We start from the raw sequence: 21,106 nt of genomic DNA on the forward strand, positions 1-21,106 counted from the left end.
TAATCAGATTGGTATAAAGATAAATTATAGAAAAAATCCTCTTAAAAACTTACTGAAAAAAAATTACTCACCTTGTAAGATAAAAGCGGCTGCACCGAGTAAGCCAGGTTGATCTTCTGTGATCACATAAGTTGGTGCTTGTTCAGTAATGTGTGATAAGCGGCCTTTGCTTTCAAAGCGCTTTCTAAAGTCACTCGCTTTTAAATAATCAATAAAGCGAGGCACTATACCGCCAGCAATATAAACTCCACCTTGGCTATTCATTATTAACGCAAGATTACCAGCAAAGCTACCAAGTGCATCACAAAAAAGGCTCAAAGTTTGCTGGCAAATATTACAACGACCATTGATCGCCTCAGTGGTGATTTCATGAGGTAGTAAGGTGCTTTTTACACTGCTGCTGAGTGTTCCCTTTTCTTGCTCAAGTGCCACTAGCGCTTGATAAATTTGCACTAAACCATAGCCCGACAGTAATTGTTCGTATGAAACACGTTTTTTTATATTTTGAATGAAATTTAATACATATTTCTCTTTGTCATTGATAGCGGCAAAGTCAACATGTCCGCCTTCACCACTAATACAGTGCCATTGTTCTTTGCCTGCAATAGTAAGTGGTACTAAATTGGCAACGCCTAAGCCCGTGCCTGGACCGCATACTGAAATAGGTTTACCAGCAAGGCTATTGCCGCCGCCAATTTTAACTTTTTGCTGATCTGATAACAGCGGAATCGCCATTGCTATTGCGGTGTAGTCATTGATAAAACTTAACGCGTTTAACTGTAAGGTGGCTTTAAGTTCTTGTTGTGAAAACTGCCAAGGCAAGTTCGTCATGCTAATTAGATCTTCATCTACTGGGCAGGCAATCGCGAAACAAGCGTTAATGACTTTCCCTTTAAGTGATTTAACGTCGATGTAATGGGCAACCACCTCAGCTAAGCTTGCAAATGCTTTGCATTGATAAGTTTCAATGGCGTTAATGGCTATAGTAGGCAAAGCATCTGTGTTGCTATGAGCTGTTGCTATATCAATGGCCGAGCTTGCTTGTGCTAAACGGATGTTAGTACCACCAATATCGGCAATAAGGTAAATAGTTTTTTGTGGTGTATTAGTTTGTACTTTATTTTTTATATTCATTGTTGTCATAATTTATTCTACGGTTAAAGTAAGCGGTTGATGTTGCCAAGTGAAAGTAATGGTTAGCGTGTTACTGCTTTTTTGCCAGTCAACATTTTTTAGTTCTGCATTTTTTAGTTCAGCATTGTTTAACTCTGCATTATTCAAATTCACACTTTCAGGTGCTTTAGTGATGTTATGTATAACTACTGTCATTGCCCGCTCATTAGGCATACCTTTATAACCCTTTCCTGTGCGGTTTAGGTTGATGGTTAGTTTTTTAGCTTTTGGTTGTAGAGTAGAGTGCTGTTTGGCGGTAAAGTGCAACAGTTCAAATAAGCCTTTTTCTATCGCCTGATAGGTTTCACCATCATCTTCATACATTTCATATTCAGCAGAAGGAACAGAATTATCCGCATAATAATGTAAGGTTAATTGAGTGGCGTCATAATCCATGGTTGACTGAATAGCATCAACCATAGGAATAAATGAACCCGCACGAACTAATACTGGCAATTTTTCTAAGCTAGTAGGTAAGTTAATAGTTTGCATACCTTGGTACTTTTTCGCTACAGTGTTTTTATCGGTGAAATAATCAAACCAAACGCCTGCAGGAAGATCTACGGTTACAGACTTAATATCAGGAGATACAACCGGTGTTACTAAAAAAGCATCACCCCAAAAGTAGCTACTAGCATTATCAAATACGCTTAAGTCAGATTTTTTTTCAACTGATTTATCAAAGAACAATGGGCGCATCAGTGGCATACCCGTAGTACTATTTTGATAAGCTAAAGTGTAGTTATATGGCAGTAATTTATATCTAAGTTTAATATACTCCCTTAAAATATCTTGCGTTTTTTTGTCGTGAAATACTGCTTCAGGGGCAATGTTATCTTGACCGTGAGGACGGTAAATAGGTTGAAAAACCCCATATTGTAACCAGCGAATATACATTGCTTGATCAAAGCTTTCACCACCAGCAAAGCCGCCTAAATCTGAATGAGTATAAGCCATCCCCAACACACCCATTTGTAGGCTTAGCTCTACTTGTGGTTTTAAGCCCCCCCAAGAGCGGCTTACATCACCTGTCCACGGAATCATTCCATAGCGTTGTGAGCCAGCAAAGCCTGAACGCATTAAAATAAACGGTCGCTCATCAGGACTGATGTTTAGCTGATTATCAAACACCATTTTTGCCCATTGATGGCCATACACATTATGAATGGCATCGGCATTAACAACACTACCATCACTCAATGTATGTAAGGTATCGCTTGGGTGCACTTCGGGCTCGCCTAAATCTCCCCACCAACCGCCTACACCTTGTTGATAAAGTGTATGGTAAATATCAGTAAACCATTGTTGACCTTTATCGTTGAATACATCGACTAAGCCGGTGTTACCAAAATAAAAATCAAATTTTTTGGCTTTACCGTTTTCGTCTTTCGCTAATGCTTCATGTTCAACAGCATCATCCCATTTTTTTGACGTGCTTAAGATAAAAGGCTCAGTAATTAAAATGGTTTTTATGCCTTTATCCTTGATATCACTAATCATTTTTTCAGGGTTAGGAAATGCTTCTTTATCCCAGTCAAGATTTCCCATGTGGCCTTGAATATCTTTACCAAACCAATATAAGTCTAATACTATAGCGTCTAGCGGAAAGTCTAAATCAATAAACTTATTAACGGTTTCAATAACTTCGGACTCGGTTTTATAACCAAAACGTGATGCATAATTACCTAAAGACCATCGTGGCGGTAAAGGTTGAGTACCCGTTACCGCTACATAGTTTTTAAGTAGTTCAGGGTAGGTGTCTGCGGCAAAAACTATATAAGCCATGCGCCCTGCAACGGCAGAAAACTCTAATATATTTGTATTTTTTTTGGCTAAATCCATAAAACCTTTAGCGGAGTTATCAAACAGTACAATATACTTATTACTCGACATTACCGCCGGTATAGAAAAATTCATTTGTTTAGATTCTGTGGTGTAACCGTAATGTGCGCGGTTATATAGCGGGAAGCTATGTCCACGTCTGTCCATGCCTAATACGCGCTCCCCACCGCCGAGTAATTTTTCAGTGCTATCTAAATGAAAACGAAAACCTTGTACGGGCAAAGTTTTCGTTACTTCAGTTACCGTGTCGGCAACTTCTACTTGCGTTGTTTCATTCTCAGAGCCGGCAAACAACCCTTGCTCCTCAGCAATGAGTAACCGTTTTTTATTATTTGGCTCTGCTTGATAATAACTAATAGAGAAAGGGGTTTTAGTAATAACGGCACTGAGCTTATTAAGTGTTAAGGTGAGTTCTTTAACGTTTTCCTTAATAACAAAAGCATTCGTTTGCGCATCTTCTTTAATGGCATAAGAGGGGAGATGTTTGGCCGGAAATAGATCATCATGACGCTGATATTGAGTTGCTATTGCCCCTTCACCATAAGCTTTTAAAGTAACCTTTGCTTGGTTGGTATTAATAATAAGGCTATTACCTTCAATTGTATGATTAAGATACCTAGCATCGGCTGCAAAAGCTGACGTTAAAATAGCAAAATAAGTGAATAAACAAATCAACAAGCTTGTTAAGTTGTTAGCGATGAAGTATTTCAATGTGACTCTAAACAAAGCAATCCCCTTTCTTTTTAGTATTAATTTTAACTTTAGTTATAAGTTTGCATTACAACTCAGTGTGGCGCATGAGTTATGTCTACGTTCGTTTATTGCAAGCATCTTCAAGTAGAGCGGATATAGATAGTAATTACGTATAATTATTGGCGATAATAACCTTACTATAGGGTAGACAACATCTTGAATACGTATGCATGATTACTTCATATTTTTAATTTTTACTACATACGTATGTAATTATGAATAATCCTAATACATACGTATGCAGAGGCTTTCAGAGAAGTATTAATTTGCGTATTCTTATAAAAAAAGAAGTATTAAATACTTGCTCAGCGCTTGCTGAGGCAATTATTACTGAGGTAACACCCTAATCCTAATGTTAAGAGTTAGCAGTCTTTTTAGTGTTGATGTTAATCATTAAATAGTCATTAGAGTGAGTACTAAGGTAATGCAAGTATCATTATTAGCAAATTGGTAGGAGTTTCAAATGAATAATCAAATGTGGTGGCGTGGTGCGGTAATTTATCAAATTTACCCGCGAAGCTTCTATGATGCAAACCAAGATGGTATTGGCGACTTACCAGGTATTATTAGTAAGTTAGACTATATTGCTAGCTTAGGTGTTGACGCAATTTGGATCTCTCCTTTTTTCAAATCGCCAATGAAAGATTTTGGTTATGATATTAGTGACTATCGTGATATTGACCCTATTTTTGGTACCTTAGCTGACTTTGATGAGCTTGTTATTAAAGCTCACGCTTTAGGCATAAAAATAATGATAGACCAAGTGCTCAGCCACACGTCTGATCAACATCAATGGTTTCTTGATTCTCGTGAAGATCAAACTAATGACAAAGCCGATTGGTATGTATGGGCAGATGCAAAAGCAGATGGCACAGCACCTAATAACTGGTTGTCTATTTTTGGTGGTACAGGTTGGACTTGGGAGCCAAGACGTCAACAATATTACCTACATAACTTTTTAACCAGTCAGCCAGATTTGAACTTCCATAACCCTGATGTTCGTAAAGCGGTATTAGACAATGTTGAATTTTGGCTTAAACGTGGTGTTGATGGTTTTAGACTTGATGCGATTAACTTTTGTTTTCATGATGCGCAATTGCGTGATAACCCAGCTAAAGCTAAAGAATTAAGAACAAGTATTGGTTTTGATGAAAAAAATCCTTACGCCTATCAATATCATTACTTCAACAATACTCAAGACGAAAATCTTGGTTTTATGGAAGAAATCCGCAACTTACTTAATCAATACCCAGGTGCAGTAGCTTTAGGTGAAATTTCTTCTGAAGACTCATTAAAAACCATGGCTGAATACACTCAAGGCGATGAACGTTTGCATATGGGTTATAGCTTTGATTTATTAACCGATAATTTTAGTGCTAGTTATATTAAACAAGTAGTGCAAACACTTGAGTCGCGTGTGTCAGACGGTTGGCCATGTTGGGCTATTTCAAATCACGATGTGAAGCGAGTTGCCAGCAGATGGGGCGGTTATGAAAGCAAGTGTTTTACAAAAATGTTGTTTGCGATGATTTCATCATTACGCGGTAGCATTTGTAGTTATCAAGGTGAAGAGCTTGGCTTAACTGAAGCTGATATTGCCTACGAAGATATTCAAGATCCTTATGGCATTACCTTTTGGCCGCAGTTTAAAGGCCGAGATGGTTGTAGAACGCCTCACCCATGGCAACATAATGAAGAAAATGCAGGTTTTACTGAAGGTAAGCCTTGGTTACCCGTGTCAAAAGATCACTATGCAAAATCTGTTGATGTGCAAGATGAGATTTCTGATTCAGTGTTAAATAGCTACCGTCACTTTAATCGCTGGCGCAAAGATCAGCCAACATTACGCTATGGCGATATTGAGTTTGTAGAAGTACAAGATCCTATTTTAGCTTTTGTGCGTGAATATGAAGGTGAGAAGCTTTTAGTTTGTTTCAACTTTAGTGAGCAAGCACAAACTATTGCGGTATCTGAATTAACTAAAAATGCTGAAAACTTGACAGAAGTAGTAGGTCATAAATTAACTAGCGGCTCGATAGTTGGCGGTAACTTACAATTACCTGCATTTGGTTGTTTTTACAGTAAACTTTAGTTTTTATACCCGTAAGTTAAGTAACCTTATGTTATCAAGCTAGAACTTAATTCCTAGAACCTAGTACCTAGTACCTAGAACCTAGAACCTAGATCCTAATTTTAGTATTTAGCTAGTTAGTATAAGCAAATTTAACATCCTACTAAGTATTAACCACTTACCGAATGACCTAAGTAAGTGGTATTACCTAACGAGAGTACACTATGAACTTTATCAAAAAATGTTCACTATTAACCGCAATCAGTTTAGCTTTTATCACCTCCAATCCAAGTTACGCTACTGCACAAACACCTGAGATATTTAAAGCTAAGGCTGCCTCGTTAGCACCTTATCAGCAACGAGAATTGCAAGATGAAGTATTTTACTTTGTTTTACCGGATCGTTTTTATAACGCTGATACTAGCAATGATTTAGGTGCCGCGGCGGATGATAAAAAACGTGCTGCTTCTCATGGAGGTTTGGATACTACTCATAAAGGTATGTATCACGGTGGTGACTTAGCCGGCCTTACTGAAAAACTACCTTATTTGGATAATATGGGCGTTAGTGCTATTTGGCTAACACCCGTTTTACGTAACCGTGCTATGCAAGCGGGTACATCAGGCTATCATGGTTATTGGATACTAGACTTTACTGAAATAGACCCGCACCTTGGTAGTAATGCCGAGTTGAAAAATTTTATTGATCAAGCCCACAAACGTAACATTAAAGTGTTTTTCGATATTATTACTAACCATACGGCTGACGTAATTAAATATAAAGAATGTCATGGCGAAGACGGTTTAGGTTGGATTGTTGATGCAGCACAAGGAACTGATTGTCCATTTATTTCTATGGCACAGATGGCTGAAGGTAATCAATATACGACTATTATTCCAAAAGGTGATGAAGCGCTTAAATCACCGGCATGGTTAAATGATATTAGTATGTATCATAATCAAGGTGATTCTTTTTGGCATGGTGAGAGTGCTGTACGTGGTGATTTTTCAGGACTTGATGATTTATACACAGGTAATCCTACTGTCGTAAATGGGATGATTGATATTTATAAAGATATTATTGAAGAATTCAAACCGGATGGATTTAGAATTGATACGGTAAAGCATGTCAATATTGAATTTTGGCAATTATTTTCTCCCGCTTTATTGAAATTTGCAAAAGAGCAGGGCATTAACAACTTTACTATGTTTGCCGAAGTGTATAGTTATGAGCCTGAAATATTAAGTCGTTATAGTACTGAAGCTAAAATCCCAACGGTTTTAGATTTTGCCTTTCAAGGTGCTGTAACTAAAGCGTTGATTGAGCAGCAGGGTACAGAAGTATTAGCGCAATTGTTTGCCAAAGATCATTTTTATCAATCAAATCACAAGTACATCCCTAATACTAATGCTAATTCTTTGGTTAACTTTACTGGTAATCATGACATGGGGCGCTTTGCTTACGGCCTTTCACAAAGTCCACATAATTACTCAGAGCAAGAGCAAATAGATCGTAATTTACTCGCCAATGCGATGATGTTCTTTAGTCGTGGTGTGCCAGTTATTTATTATGGTGATGAGCAAGGCTTTGTTGGTGATGGTGGTGATCAAGCATCACGTCAAGATATGATGCCGTCTTTGGTTGATAGTTATAATGATGATGACTTGTTGGCAACAGACTTAACTACTGCCGACGATAACTTTGATACAAATCACCTTTTTTATCGAAGCTTTGCTAAATACTCGCAGTTATATCAGCAATATCCTGCATTACGCTTTGGTCAACAAACCGTTATTTATGCTGAAGATAAACCAGGGATTTTTGCAATAACACGTGAAATTAAAAGTGCTGACAATAATGAGCTAAAAAGTAATGGTAAGTATAAAGCACAGAAATTAATGGTTGTTTTCAATACCGCTATCACGACTCAAAAGCTTAGTGCTTTAGGGGCTAAGAATAACGGTACACTAGTATACCGCTCAACAGAAAGCAGTAAAGCCAATGAAATAGCGCCATTGAGCTTTGCTATTTATCAAATGTAATACAACTGATAAAGGGGTAAATAACTAGCTAGTTATTAGCTAAGTCACGTAATTATTATTAATAAAAAAACGACTTCAATACTTATTGAAGTCGTTTTTTTATGCCTGTTTAAATGTTTTAGCTTATTAAAGCGAGCTTTAGTTTGTTATTAGTTTAAGTAAAAGAGTAATAGTTAACCATTAATTTATACCTACAGCACTACAGCATAATTTATTATGAGCAGAACATTGCTAAAAACTCATCGTGAGTGGGTAATTTGTCAATAGGCTCCTGTTTTATTTCTTTAATTTTTCTAAGCATCACCGCTAACTTTTCATCAGACATACTATTAGCTAAAGGATGATAATCTTGCGGTACTATGCCTTGTCCTAGCATCACTTGTAACCAAGAATGCTCAGTAAACAAGTCATTTTTTGTGTTGGTTAGTCGACCATTGTGTTTAAACATTTCTATTTTTAATGCGAGACTATCAGGGATTTTCATGTGTCGCATATCCTGCCAAAAATCGCTGTCTGTACGTTCTGTCGCATGATAGTGCAGCACTAAAAAATCACGTATTTGTTCAAATTCAAGTGCAGATTGTTTGTTATATTCATCGACGAGTAAACTATCAATACCGTGATGAGGAAAAAGGTGACCTAAACGTACAATCGCTGATTGAACTAAATGAATACTAGTGGACTCGAGAGGCTCTAAAAAACCACTAGAAAGCCCGATAGCGAGTACATTTTTATTCCATTGTTGGTAACGCCTACCGGTTTGAAATTTAATGACTTTGGGGTCAGCAATCGCTTTGCTCGTTAAATTATTCATTAACGTGTCTATTGCTTGTTGTTCGCTACAATGACTGCTGCTGTATACCATGCCATTACCATTGCGATGTTGTAGAGGAATACGCCACTGCCAACCTGCAGTATGAGCAATTGAACGCGTATAAGGTAATGTTTGCTCTAATCGTTCAGAAGGTACGGCAATGGCTCTGTCACACTGTAATAGGTGACTCCAGTCTTCATAGCCAGTACGAAGTTTTTCTTGAATAAGTAGGCCTTTAAAGCCCGAGCAATCAAGAAATAAATCTCCGCTAATTACTCGTCCATTTTTTAAATGTAGTGATTTGATATAGCCAGAGGTGCTGCATTGTTCAACATGTTCTACTAAACCCTCGGTTCTTATAACACCTATTTTTTCGCTATATTTACGTAAGTACTTAGCGTATAAACCTGCATCGAAGTGATACGCGTAAGGAAGGTTCATAATTGGATCATGGCTTTTTATTTGTGCAAAACGTCCAGCTTTCGCGCATAAATGATTTAAGTCATATTGCCATAGGTGGCTATCATCTTCTAATTGGTTGGCACGTTTTAATAAATGATGAAAAGGGCAAAAGGGCAAGCTTTTTCCTGCCGCACCAAAACCATGCAGGTAGCTATGTCCTTGGGATTTCCAGTTTTCAAAATTAATACCTAGTTTGATAGTGGCTTTGGTTTCACGTAAAAAATCAGCTTCATTGATACCGAGTACATTATTCAAATCCCTTATAGGAGGTATTGTAGCTTCGCCAACACCAATGGTACCTATATCATCAGATTCGACTAACTCGATTGCAATCGTAGAACCCATAATTTTTTTCAATAATGCTGCTGAAATCCATCCAGAAGTACCGCCGCCTAATATTACAACTTTATTAACAGAACTGTTCATACCTGAATCCTCGTACAAATAATGGGTGTTACATCAACACCCTAGTTATTATTAATTAAAAAAAAACCTGTCAGCACGCTGACAGGTTTTTTTATTAACAACAAGTCTTTTAGAACTTATAGTTTAGACCTAACGAGTAGTTAGCGCCAAATGATTGATAAGATGTAACTTGTCTACTATCTGTTGCTTCAGTCTGTATAGTGTCTTCATCAGTAATGTTCTGAGCTTGGAACGAAATACGTAGACCTTGTAAAGAATCAATACCTGATTCATCAAAGTCATAGCTTATTTGAGCATCCCAAATTTCAGCACCAAGATCTTCAGTTGACTGCAACGCAAGGCTTGCTCCACGTGTTTCAGTTAAGAACTCATCACGTTTAGTACCTGCAATACGGAACTCAAAGCCATCTCTTTCATAATAAGCAGTAAATGAGTAACTTTCTTCTGAAAGTCCTGGTACTTTGCCTCCGTCTTCAAGCTCTCCATCTAAGAAGGTTGCACTTAATACAATACCTAAACCATCTAATGACTCATGTGCTATACGGAAAGGGAAGCTAGTTTGAAACTCGTAACCACGAACAAAACCTTCTAAACCACCTTCAGTCGTATCAACAAGTCCGAACATTGTTGCAGGAGGATTACCGGCAGAGTCTTTATGTATTTCTGGAATATAAACGTCTGAGAAGTCAGTTAATGCGCTTGAGGTTCTATGCCAGTTTGTTAAGTCTTTGTAGAAGAATGCGGCTGCAAAGTAACCATCTTCGGTAAAGTAATTCTCATACGAAAGGTCAAATTGATTAGCTTCTAAAGGCTCTAATGTTGGGTTACCCGCACTACCGCTCCAAGGACCATTTTCAGGGGCTGTACTTTGAATTTGGTTATCGTTATACGCAAATGTTGCACGCGCATTTGGACGCATATCATCCATACGAGGGCGACTTTGTACTTTAGATAAGCCAGTACGGATAAATTGATCTTCAAAAATTTCGAAATTCAAATTTAATGTAGGTAATACATCTGAGTATGAAGCACCAGAACTTACCGCCGTTGCAACAACATAAGCTTCTGAGTTTTCAACCGTTGAGAAACCTGTTGATGATTGATCAACATCAACGTACTGCAAGCCAAAGTTACCTGTCATGTAGATACCAGCAAATTCAGCTTCTAAACCTAATTTTGCATATATTGTTAAGATATCTTCATCAACAGTGTAAGTATCGCCTAAGCGATCAGTTTGTACTAAAGATGCTTCAGTGGCCGTATAATAGCCATCTTTGTAAAGTGCTAAACTGTCGTATGCCAATATACCTTCAATACCGATAAAGCTTAAATCAGTTACACCAACTATATTCGGTATCGCACCATCACCAGGGTAAGTTGGTGCAGTTAAGTAATCACCTTCATTGATTTTATCTTTAGCACGTGTTGAGTAATTGGTACCAAGAGTAATACTACTAATAATACTGTATTCAACCATACCTGATACTTCAAAGCGAACACTGTCTAGTTTTTCTTCAAATTCGGGGCGGTTAACAAAGCCGTCTTGTGCGTCACTACCAATAACTGGAGCACCCCAAGACTGTGGACCTGCCAGGCGAATAAGGCTTTCATCAGTATAGTCTACACCGGGTAGTGTTGGATGAGCACTATACATAACGCCAGTTGAAGTCATTTCCCATGAACGTGCAGCTGAAGGGCGACCATCAAGGCCAGTACGACCTGTGCCTGAGTAACTTTCTAAATCGATGATTGATTTATCAACATTACCAGATGATAAATCGACTAACGCTGACCAGTTTTCATTTAATTGATACTCTAGGTTTAAACCAAAAGTCGTAAGTTCAGACTCTTGGCTTCTCGCGTCATTACGTATTACTGAGTGAAAACCATCCCAATAGCCGGCAGTAACTAAACCATCGACAATGCTTGTTGCTTCATAGTTTACGCCGCCCCAAACAGGGCCACCTTCTTCAAGGCCACGACGCACGTCATTTTCTTCAAAATCAATATATAGAGCATCAAACTCAATGTTTAATCTGTCATTTGGTTGATATTCAACAACAGCGGCATAAGAATTACGCTCCATCATTGCTGAACGAGCAAATGAGTCGTGTCCACCTAAAATTTTGTCACCTTCTGGTGTGTCGGCATAACCCCAAGCACGGAAGTTTTCTTCTTGACGAGGTGTTTCTTGAGATGAAACCGTAAAAGCAAAACCTAAGGTGTCATCCATATACTGATCAACAAAGTTGAAAGAGATGCGATGACCGTTATTGTCAAAATCTGGGTTAGCAGACTCTTTTTCATTTTGTTCATATACGGCATTAATTGTCATAGATGCATCGGCATTTAATGGGCTTACTGTTTCTAAATCAATGGTGCCACCAATGCCTTGTGTAATTATTCCCGCTTCAGGGGTTTTATAGACAACAATATTAGATACAATTTCAGTTGGATATAAATCAAACTCTACGCCACGGTTGTCGCCCATACCTAGTAATTCACGGCCGTTTAATGAAGTACCAACATAGTTTTCATTGAAACCACGTACGGATAAACCACTCGTTCTACCATTACGGCGTTCACCGGTTACACCAGGAAGGCGAGATAAAGACTCAGCAACACTTGTATCAGGTAATTTACCGATATCTTCAGCAGAAAGCACTTCAACAATAGAGTTTGAACTCATTTTAATTGCTTGTGCTCTTTGTAGGCTGCCGCGAATACCAGTAACTTGAATTGTTTCGACTTCTTTTTCATCTTTTTTCGCAGAAGCATCAGTTTCTGCAGCGATGCTTTGTGTGCTTAGTGCTATTAAACCGCTTGATAAAAGCGCTATTGTTAATTTATTCTTTTTGAAATTTGTCATCTTATATCCCCTAGCTTTCTTGGTTACTAAATTTAATCAAGTAACGTCCGGTTAGCTTAATTTATTATATGAACAACAGTCGTTGTTTTTTTATATTGGCGTACATGTCGTTTATTGAACTGTTCGTTCTGACCTTCTTTCTTTGAGCTTAGCTGTAGAAAGTATTTTCTTCGAATCATTGGAACAACTTCAATATAAGTTACTAAACCTAGTTTTGAATAGTGTTTGCATACGTATTCAAAAGGGGGGACTACCTTTGAATACGTATGCAGTGGCTGTTTTAAAAATCAACAACTGATTAAGTTAATAGGGAAACTAAAAAACAATACTAATAAAACAATGAGGATATAGTTTTGAATATACCAATTAACTTTAAAAAACTTGTACTGGTAACACTTATCTCAGGAAGTGTCATTTCCTGTGGGGGAGATAATGATAATACTGAGACGCCTGATACAACACCAGTCGTTGTTACCTTACCAGAGCCAACCGTTAAGGCAGGAGATGATCAACTATTAATTTTTTATAATCGTCCTGATAGTGCATATGAGGGGTGGGCGTTACATTTATGGAATAATGAAGCATGTAATGCTTATGCTGATTTTACTGCAGATGGCGGTACTGAATGGACCGCAGGACAAATGCAAACAGGTACCGATCCGAACTATGGTGCTTACTGGTTACTTAATTTAAGTGCCGAACATAACGAATGTGCTAATGCCATATTACATAATGGTGATGATAAAGATCTTAGTAGCGGTGATTTGAAATTTGACCTAACAGGTGGCCGTACTTTTTGGACATTATCAGGCTTTAGTGAATTACACACCGAAGCTACGCTTTACCCTACAGGGGCTTTTATAGTAAATACCGCCGCCCACTGGGTTTCACCTGAAACGGTTTTTTGGCAGGTAGATAATGCCGATACGGCGAAAGTACGTATTTATAGCGCCGACGTTGATGATTTAGGGTACGACCCAGATACGGGTATTGCCGGTGATAACTACCTTGAGTTTATTGTGCAAGGTGATAACACTGCCGTAGAGCTAGGCATGCCGCGTTATAGTGATTTAACGACATTTACCGCAACAACAGCAGAAAATGACAAAGTTAAAAGTATGCTAAAAGGTAAATTACTTGCAATAGCTTACGATGTAAACGATGAGCTTATAAGTGCAACTTATGTTCAAACACCGCGTGTTATCGATGCTTTATATACGCAAGGTGAAGCTGATGCTAACGAAGCATCACTTGGCTTAATCTATAATAGTAATGATATTACTGCCAGTGTTTGGGCGCCAACCGCTCAAACAGTTAATTTAAAAGTATATAACAGCGCCAAAGAGCTGCAATCTACAGAAGAGATGGTACTTGATGATACTACCGGTATTTGGTCTTTTAGCACACCAATTAGTAATGACCGTTTATTTTATCGCTATGAATTATCAGTATACCATCAGCAAAACCTAGCGTTTGAAACCTTGGAAACAACAGATCCGTACTCTGTGTCTTTATCAACTAATGGTGAGTATTCTCAGTTTGTTAATTTAACAGACGCGGATCTTAAACCTGCTGGTTGGGAAGATCATGTTATTCCTGTCATAGCCAGCCCCGAAGATGCGGTTATTTATGAAGGTCATATTCGCGATTTTAGTGTACTTGATAGCAGTACTAGCGAAGAGAATCGTGGTAAGTATTTAGCGTTTACCGAGCAAGACTCAGCACCTGTTAAGCATCTAAAATCGTTAACTGCCGCGGGGTTAACTCATTTTCAAATGCTACCAGCCAATGACATCGCTAGTATTAATGAAGATGAAGAAAAGCTTGTTAATATTACCGACACGGTAGGAGATTTATGTGTTAAATCGCCAAATGCAGCCGTTTGTAGTGAAGAAGATGCAGCGAGTACTTTACTTGAAGTCTTTGAAAGCTATGACGCTGACTCTGAAGATGCGCAAGCATTAACCCAATCAATCCGTGGTTTAGATAGTTTTAACTGGGGTTACGACCCTAAGCATTTCACTACACCAGATGGTAGCTATGCATCTAATGCTGATGGCGTTGCCAGAATACTTGAAATGCGTACTATGAACCAAGCCTTACACGGTATAGGTTTACGCGTTGTGCTAGATGTTGTGTATAACCATACTAACTCATCGGGTTTAAATGAAAATTCAGTATTAGATAAAGTCGTACCTGGTTATTATCATAGACGCGATCTAATCACAGGTAATGTACTGAAAGAAACTTGTTGTGACGATACTGCGCCAGAGCATGTAATGATGGATAAATTAATGCAAGATTCATTATTAGTATGGGCTAAAGAGTATAAGTTTGACGGTTTCCGTTTTGATATTATGAGTAATAATTCGGTTGATTCAATAACTACTGCGCGTACTGCAGTACAAGCAATTGATAGTGATAATTATTTTTATGGCGAAGGTTGGACGCGTACCGATCACGGTTATACCCAAGCACAACAAAATAACATGGCGGGCACCTCGGTTGGTACGTTTAACGACAGACCGCGGGATACTATTCGTGGCGCGTCATTTTTTGGCAGTGATGATAAGTTTGCTGATCAAGATACCATTCGCTTAGGTCTTGCCGGTACCTTAGAAGATTACCAACTACAAGACAAAAGTGGTCGAACTAAGTCAGCTAAAAACTTTGATCAATCATCTTATGCTAAAGACCCTGCCGACATTATTAACTATGTGTCAAAACATGATAATGAAACTTTGTGGGACCAATTACAGTATGGTTTACCAACGGATATGATGTTAAGTGACCGAGTACGAGCACAGAACATCGCGGCAACTATGCCATTAATGAGTCAAGGTATTCCTTTCTTCCAATTTGGTGGTGATTTCATTCGTACTAAATCAATGGACAGAAATACTTACGATGCGGGCGATTGGTATAACAAAGTTGATTTTACATTAATGACTAGCAACTGGAATAAAGGCTTACCGTTGGCTGAAGACAACGAAGCTAAATGGCCTGATATGCTTAAACTTATTGCTAATAGCGAGATTGATATTCAACAAAATGATATTGAATTTGCCAGCGCGGTATTTACCGAGTTTTTAGCGATTCGTCATAGCTCTCCATTATTTAAATTAACTACCGCAACAGATGTTTACGACCGCGTAGGTTTTCACAATACTGGCCGTAATCAAACACAAGGCTTAATTGTAATGAGCCTTGATGACGGTACTGGTTTAGCCGATTTAGACTCCGCTAATGATGCCGTTGTAGTGATTATTAATGGTTCAAATGCTGAAAAATCACATAGTATTGTTGAAGCAACAGGTTTTGAATTGCATAACGTGCAACAAAGCTCAATTGATAGCACAGTACAAATGGCAAGCTTTAGCGAAGAGGCTGGAACATTTACCGTACCTGCATTAACGACTGCTGTATTTGTTAAGCCACAAAGTGGTAGCCAAGGCTACGGTTTACCAGCAGGTTTACTTCGTGACTTACCTGATGTTGCTCCTTTCGGTGAGTCAGCGGTTTACATGCGCGGTAGTATGAATGACTGGGGGACAGGTGAAAATTACCTCTTTACGTATGAAGAAGAGGGAATTTATACTCTTGAAGTAGAATTAATAGCTGGTGAACAAACCTTTAAATTTGCTGATGCTGATTGGAGCGATGTAAATTTAGGTTTCGGCAATGTTACGTTTACAGCCGATTCAGTGATGGTAAGTGACATAGATGGCAATATGACCTTTACAGCTGAAAGTGACGGTTTATATACTATTAAGTTAGACGCAAATACTGAAAAGCCAGCGGTTACTATTACTAGTATCAAACCTACTTTTAGTTGTGATGCGTTAGCTGACTCAAGCGATCCTATTCCGTTTAATATTGCAGGTGGCGGTCAACTTTATGTTAAAGGTGATCATTCTGGCTGGAACGCAGCAGAGGATTATCGTTTACGCTATAAAGGTAATAACGTATATCAAGCAGTAGCTGATTTTTCTGGTGCGATGCAATTTAAACTTGCTTCAGATGATGCTGATTGGCAAACACAATTATGGGTACAAGCAGAAGGCGCAACAACAATCAATAGTGAAAATTTATTGGTTGGCGCTAGCTACAGTGTAGCCTACGATGATGCTAGTACTGATAATAACAAAGCTAATTTAGCTGCAGGTAGATACAGCTTCTTGTTAACACTTAATGAGGCTAACCCTAGTAAAGGCACAAATATTGGTACTTTGATTATTCAAGAATGTGAGTAATCAATTTTTAAAGTTAGCGTGTGCTTGAATAGTGTTTAACGAGTATTTAAGTCGCTTAAAAAAGTAAAACGAAATTAAAGGCTTGTTGAGTAAAATCAACAAGCCTTTTTACTTCTTTAAGCGGGATATATTAAGTAGCACTTTCAAAGTAAAAGAGAGAATAAAGACGCTCAATAAACTGAATACGTATGCAGTTTGGTGAAAGCTGTTTTTATATAAAAGCTAACAGGGTAAGTTAAGAGCCATAACAATTTTATGGCCACGTCTTATGGTAACTTATTATGAAAATTCCTTTATTTACTCGTTATAGCGCACACTCTTTACATTCATCAGTGCAGCTCTCTTCGAAGTCAAGTTATTCGAAGTCTAGTTATAGTCCTCTTTACCTGGCGATGTCGGCTTTACTATTCGTTGCTGCATGTAGCGGTAATCATACGGTTCAAAATAACCAAATAGATAAACAAGCAAGTGAGCAAGGTGCTTTAGCGCCAACTAAAAAATTGATTAAGCTCAATGCGAATGAACTTATTAATTTACCGAGCGACTCATCAGCGCACTGGTTAACACACGATTTATTAGTTCTTCCTAAGTCGAATGAAAGTTATCACTATCAGTTACTTAGTAAACAATTGCTTAGCAAAGAATTACGTAGCAAAAAAGCCGCAATTACTTCAACTGAAACCACGCCTGAAACTAATGAGTTTACCGCGATTGATTTATCTCCCGTAAACTTACCTGAAGAGTTAGCCAGTAAATTCCCGCATTTAGCAGACTTTCAAGCTTTTACCGTACAACTCACCCCAGCAGACAGTAAACATTGGTTAAAAAGTCAAATACTGGTTGTTGCAACTGATGCGACGCAGAGTAACTCTGAAGTTGTGGCAAGTAGCCAAGCTAAAAAAATAGCTTATGTGCAAACGGGGCCAGTAATTGATGCACTTTATACCCAAGGTGATAATGATGCCGACGAGGTGACTGATTTAGGCGCAACCATAGTGCGTACTAAAGTAAGTAATAAAGTAAGTAGTCAATCAGAACAAACAAAAAATTCAGCAGACCTTAATGTCAGTTTTAAATTGTGGGCACCGACAGCACAAGCGGTTTCAGTGCAGTTATTTGATGATAATTTACAACCACTAGCCGGTGGCAATATTGCTATGATTGAAGATACTCATACTGGTATTTGGCAAGCAATAACGGGTAGTGAAGCAAGCTATGCTTTTTATAAATACCAAATAGATGTCTATCATCCTGAAACAAAGCAAGTTGAGTCGTTATCCGTAACCGACCCTTACTCTTTAAGTTTATCGGTAAATAGTGAGTACTCACAAGTTGTTGATTTAAATGATCCCGTAACTCAACCTGAAAACTGGCTTACTCACCCAATACCAACGGTGAAAAACGTTGAAGATAATGTTTTTTATGAAACCCATATTAGGGACTTTAGTAGCAATGATCCGCAACTAAGCAATGCTGTATTTAAAGGTAAATATAAAGCTTTTAGTGAGAATAACTCTGCGGGCATAAAGCACTTAAAATCTTTACAAAAAGCCGGTTTAAATAACATTCACCTACTGCCTACCTATGATATTGGCACAGTCAACGAAGATCCTGCTATGCGATTATCGCTTGACGATAACCTTGCTAAAGTGTGTAGTATTGCACCGCAAACAACCCTTTGTCAGCAACCTTATAATGCTGAGCAATCAATCAAATCATTACTAAATAGTTACTCGGTTGAAGGTGAGCAAGCGCAATTATTGGTGAGCGAATTACGAGAAGTAGATGATTACAACTGGGGTTACGATCCTTATCATTACACAGTGCCAGAAGGCAGTTACGCGGTTGATGCACAAGGCGTTGCCCGTTTAGTTGAATTTAGAGAAATGGTACAAAGCTTACATAATTTAGGTTTTCGAGTGATTATGGATGTGGTGTACAACCATACTTACGAAGCCGGTTTAAAGCCTAAATCAGTACTGGATAAAATTGTTCCGCAATATTACCACCGACTTGACCCTATTACCGCGAAAATCGAGCAATCGACTTGTTGTGATAACACAGCAACCGAGCGAGTGATGATGGCCAAACTGATGACTGACTCGTTAGTGGTTTGGGCAAAAGACTATAAAATAGATGGCTTTCGTTTCGATTTAATGGGACACCAACCAAAAGATGCTATGTTAGTGGCAAGAGAAGCGGTACGTGCAGTAGATAGCGATACTTACTTTTATGGTGAAGGTTGGAACTTTGGTGAAGTGGCAAGCAACAGCCAATTTATTCAAGCCAGTCAATTAGAGCTTGGGGGCACTGAAATAGGTACTTTTTCTGACAGATTACGTGATGCCGTGCGCGGCGGCGGTAATAACACCCGTGACACCCAAGGTGTTGGTAATGGCTTAGCAACCTTTCCTAATGATAAACAATCAACTAAAAGCCAAGTGGAAATTCAACAAGAGCAAACATTGCGTATGGATCAACTACGTATTGGTTTAGCGGGTAACCTAATTAACTTTCCGTTGAAAACTGTTATTGATGTAAGTATTACAGATGAAAAAAATGGCGAATCAATTGTGGTGTTAGGTAAAGATGTTCCTTATGGCGATCAACCAACAGGTTATGCGTTAGATCCCGCAGATACCATCAACTATGTTTCTAAACATGATAATCAAACCTTATGGGACAACAGTCAATATCGCTTGGCATTTGACGTTTCAACAGAAGATAGAGTTCGCATGCATGTGCAAAGTTTATCATACGCATTATTCGCCCAAGGTATTCCGTTTATTCATATGGGCTCAGAGTTTATGCGCTCTAAATCTTTTTTGAGAGACAGCTACGACTATAGCGACTGGTTTAACCGCGTAGACTTTACCAAGCAAGAAAACTACTATAATGTTGGTTTACCACCAGCGGTAAAAGATGAAGCCAACTGGCCGTTGATTCAAGAAGTAATGAAAGGTCATCAAGGCCGTGATCAAGTTAATGCCAAGCAAATTGAACAAAGCAGTAACACCTTTATTGATTTATTAGCAATTCGTATGAATAGCCCATTATTTAGATTAACTAGTGAGCAAAGTATTATTGATAAAGTCAGCTTTCTTAATGCGGCAACGGATACTGAACAACCTGACTTAATTGTAATGAAAATTGATGATACTCAAGGTGAGGCAGTTGCTCCTAACGTTGAAAGTTTAATGGTTATTTTTAATACAAGCAGTACAGAGCAAGTATTTAACTATGCAAAAGCACAAGGTTATCAATTACACCCAATTCAGAAAAATGGCTCTGATGAGGTAGTTAAACAAGCCAAAATAACCAAAAAAGGCTTTGTTGTGCCGCCGCTATCAAGTGTTGTGTTTGTTAAAATGGCGAGTCAGTAACCCTCCAAATTAGATACCGTTACTCATCTTTGTGTGAATTTAGGAACAAAGTTCAAGTTATTAATGTTCGGATAATAGATAACTTTAGGATGACAATAAAGTGTCATCTTCGACAACAAACCATCCGACTTTCGAGTTGCCATTTTCAGTAGGAAATAGGCAACTCCTCGTTAGTATGTGCAACAGCATTCTGTAAATTTTGACCTAAAACTGATGTGAGCTTTCTCTAAAACCTAGTTATAAAGGATCACTTTGATACGAAAGCGGACATTAAATAAAAGTTAGCAGCTAATGATTACTGTTTTATTCTTTCGATAAAGTCACCTATCTATAGGGCTTAATGTTCTTGATGAATGCTGCCCAATAACATGGGTATATATTTGCGTTGTTTTTAAATCATTATGTCCAAGTAATTCCTGAACTGTCCTAATATCAGCCCCGTTTAATAGTAATTGAGTCGCAAAACTGTGCCTAAATGTATGTGCTGTTACATGCTTTCTTATACTTGTTTTTAAAACAGCAGTACTAAGTGCTTTCGTTAGTGAAGTCCAATGCAAGTGATGACGGCAATAATACCCATCTGTAGGATGCTTGCATCTCATTGTTGAAGGGAATAAATATTGCCATTTAAGTTGGCTGATAGCTTTAGGGTATTTACGTGATAAGCCTGAAGGTAAACTCGTTTTTCCTTCACCTTCGGCTAAATCTTTAAGGTGTAATGTGTCAACTTTGTTTATTTGAGATTTAAGTGGTTCAATTAATACATGAGGAAGAAGCGTGACCCTATCTTTAGGATGACGCTTTTGATTGAAAAGAATGAAACGCTTTATCCAAAGTAAGTATGCTTTTTCGGTTTGAATACTGTAATGCTTCGTACGAAGTAGCTGTCTAATACTTTCAAGAAAAGGAGAATAGGACATTATCAAAATTCATTTAACTGTGTTTATATACAGCGTTGTTTCGTGTGTAATTAATTTCAAATATATTTACAAGTAGATGTTACTGAGAAGTCTCAGTA

9 protein-coding genes are annotated in these 21,106 nt (G+C 38.2%); 4 read left to right on the forward strand and 5 right to left on the reverse strand.

Features of this window, described 5'->3' with window-relative positions:
* Positions 1-63: 63 nt before the first annotated feature.
* Together KO502_RS08610 and KO502_RS08615 are read right to left on the reverse strand one after the other, a co-directional pair.
* A complete protein-coding gene (locus KO502_RS08610) occupies positions 64-1,143 on the reverse strand; it encodes a glucokinase (RefSeq protein ID WP_252730660.1) in 1,080 nt (359 codons plus the stop codon).
* Between the two features lie 3 nt (positions 1,144-1,146).
* Positions 1,147-3,741: a TIM-barrel domain-containing protein gene (locus KO502_RS08615; RefSeq protein ID WP_216022173.1), complete on the reverse strand. Its 2,595-nt coding sequence runs from the start codon at positions 3,739-3,741 to the stop codon at positions 1,147-1,149.
* Positions 3,742-4,231: 490 nt separating this feature from the next.
* Here KO502_RS08615 and KO502_RS08620 point away from each other — a divergent pair, with 490 nt between their 5' ends.
* Positions 4,232-5,860, forward strand: coding sequence for an alpha-glucosidase family protein (locus tag KO502_RS08620; RefSeq protein ID WP_216022174.1), 1,629 nt, complete (start codon positions 4,232-4,234; stop codon positions 5,858-5,860).
* 203 nt (positions 5,861-6,063) lie between these two features.
* Positions 6,064-7,881, forward strand: a complete 1,818-nt coding sequence (locus tag KO502_RS08625; RefSeq protein WP_216022175.1) for an alpha-amylase family glycosyl hydrolase — start codon at positions 6,064-6,066, stop codon at positions 7,879-7,881.
* Between the two features lie 214 nt (positions 7,882-8,095).
* Here KO502_RS08625 and KO502_RS08630 read toward each other — a convergent pair whose 3' ends face one another.
* Entirely contained in the window at positions 8,096-9,583 is a 1,488-nt protein-coding gene (locus KO502_RS08630) for a tryptophan halogenase family protein (RefSeq protein ID WP_216022176.1), read from the reverse strand.
* A gap of 109 nt (positions 9,584-9,692) precedes the next feature.
* The gene (locus KO502_RS08635; RefSeq protein WP_216022177.1) at positions 9,693-12,452 is read right to left on the reverse strand and encodes a TonB-dependent receptor; all 2,760 of its coding nucleotides are present in this window, start codon (positions 12,450-12,452) and stop codon (positions 9,693-9,695) included.
* 353 nt (positions 12,453-12,805) lie between these two features.
* Between KO502_RS08635 and KO502_RS08640 the strand changes: the two genes are divergently transcribed.
* Both KO502_RS08640 and pulA read left to right on the forward strand, forming a co-directional pair.
* Positions 12,806-16,705 carry an alpha-1,6-glucosidase domain-containing protein gene (locus KO502_RS08640; RefSeq protein ID WP_252730662.1) on the forward strand — a complete coding sequence of 1,300 codons (3,900 nt, stop codon included), beginning with the start codon at positions 12,806-12,808 and terminating at the stop codon, positions 16,703-16,705.
* Positions 16,706-16,986: 281 nt separating this feature from the next.
* Positions 16,987-20,088: a pullulanase-type alpha-1,6-glucosidase gene (gene pulA / locus KO502_RS08645; protein ID WP_216022178.1), complete on the forward strand. Its 3,102-nt coding sequence runs from the start codon at positions 16,987-16,989 to the stop codon at positions 20,086-20,088.
* Between the two features lie 320 nt (positions 20,089-20,408).
* Here pulA and KO502_RS08650 read toward each other — a convergent pair whose 3' ends face one another.
* Positions 20,409-21,008 carry a tyrosine-type recombinase/integrase gene (locus KO502_RS08650; protein WP_216022179.1) on the reverse strand — a complete coding sequence of 200 codons (600 nt, stop codon included), beginning with the start codon at positions 21,006-21,008 and terminating at the stop codon, positions 20,409-20,411.
* Positions 21,009-21,106: the final 98 nt, after the last annotated feature.

The sequence above is a fragment of the Colwellia sp. E2M01 genome (assembly GCF_018860585.1).
Classification (GTDB): domain Bacteria; phylum Pseudomonadota; class Gammaproteobacteria; order Enterobacterales; family Alteromonadaceae; genus Colwellia.

Excerpts from the sequence above, each read along its gene's own strand:
- KO502_RS08610 (WP_252730660.1), bottom strand. The coding sequence starts at position 1,143 with ATGACAACAATGAATATAAAAAATAAAGTACAAACTAATACACCACAA.
- KO502_RS08635 (WP_216022177.1), bottom strand. The coding sequence starts at position 12,452 with ATGACAAATTTCAAAAAGAATAAATTAACAATAGCGCTTTTATCAAGC.
- KO502_RS08630 (WP_216022176.1), bottom strand. The coding sequence starts at position 9,583 with ATGAACAGTTCTGTTAATAAAGTTGTAATATTAGGCGGCGGTACTTCT.
- pulA (WP_216022178.1), top strand. The coding sequence starts at position 16,987 with ATGAAAATTCCTTTATTTACTCGTTATAGCGCACACTCTTTACATTCA.
- KO502_RS08620 (WP_216022174.1), top strand. The coding sequence starts at position 4,232 with ATGAATAATCAAATGTGGTGGCGTGGTGCGGTAATTTATCAAATTTAC.
- KO502_RS08650 (WP_216022179.1), bottom strand. The coding sequence starts at position 21,008 with ATGTCCTATTCTCCTTTTCTTGAAAGTATTAGACAGCTACTTCGTACG.
- KO502_RS08625 (WP_216022175.1), top strand. The coding sequence starts at position 6,064 with ATGAACTTTATCAAAAAATGTTCACTATTAACCGCAATCAGTTTAGCT.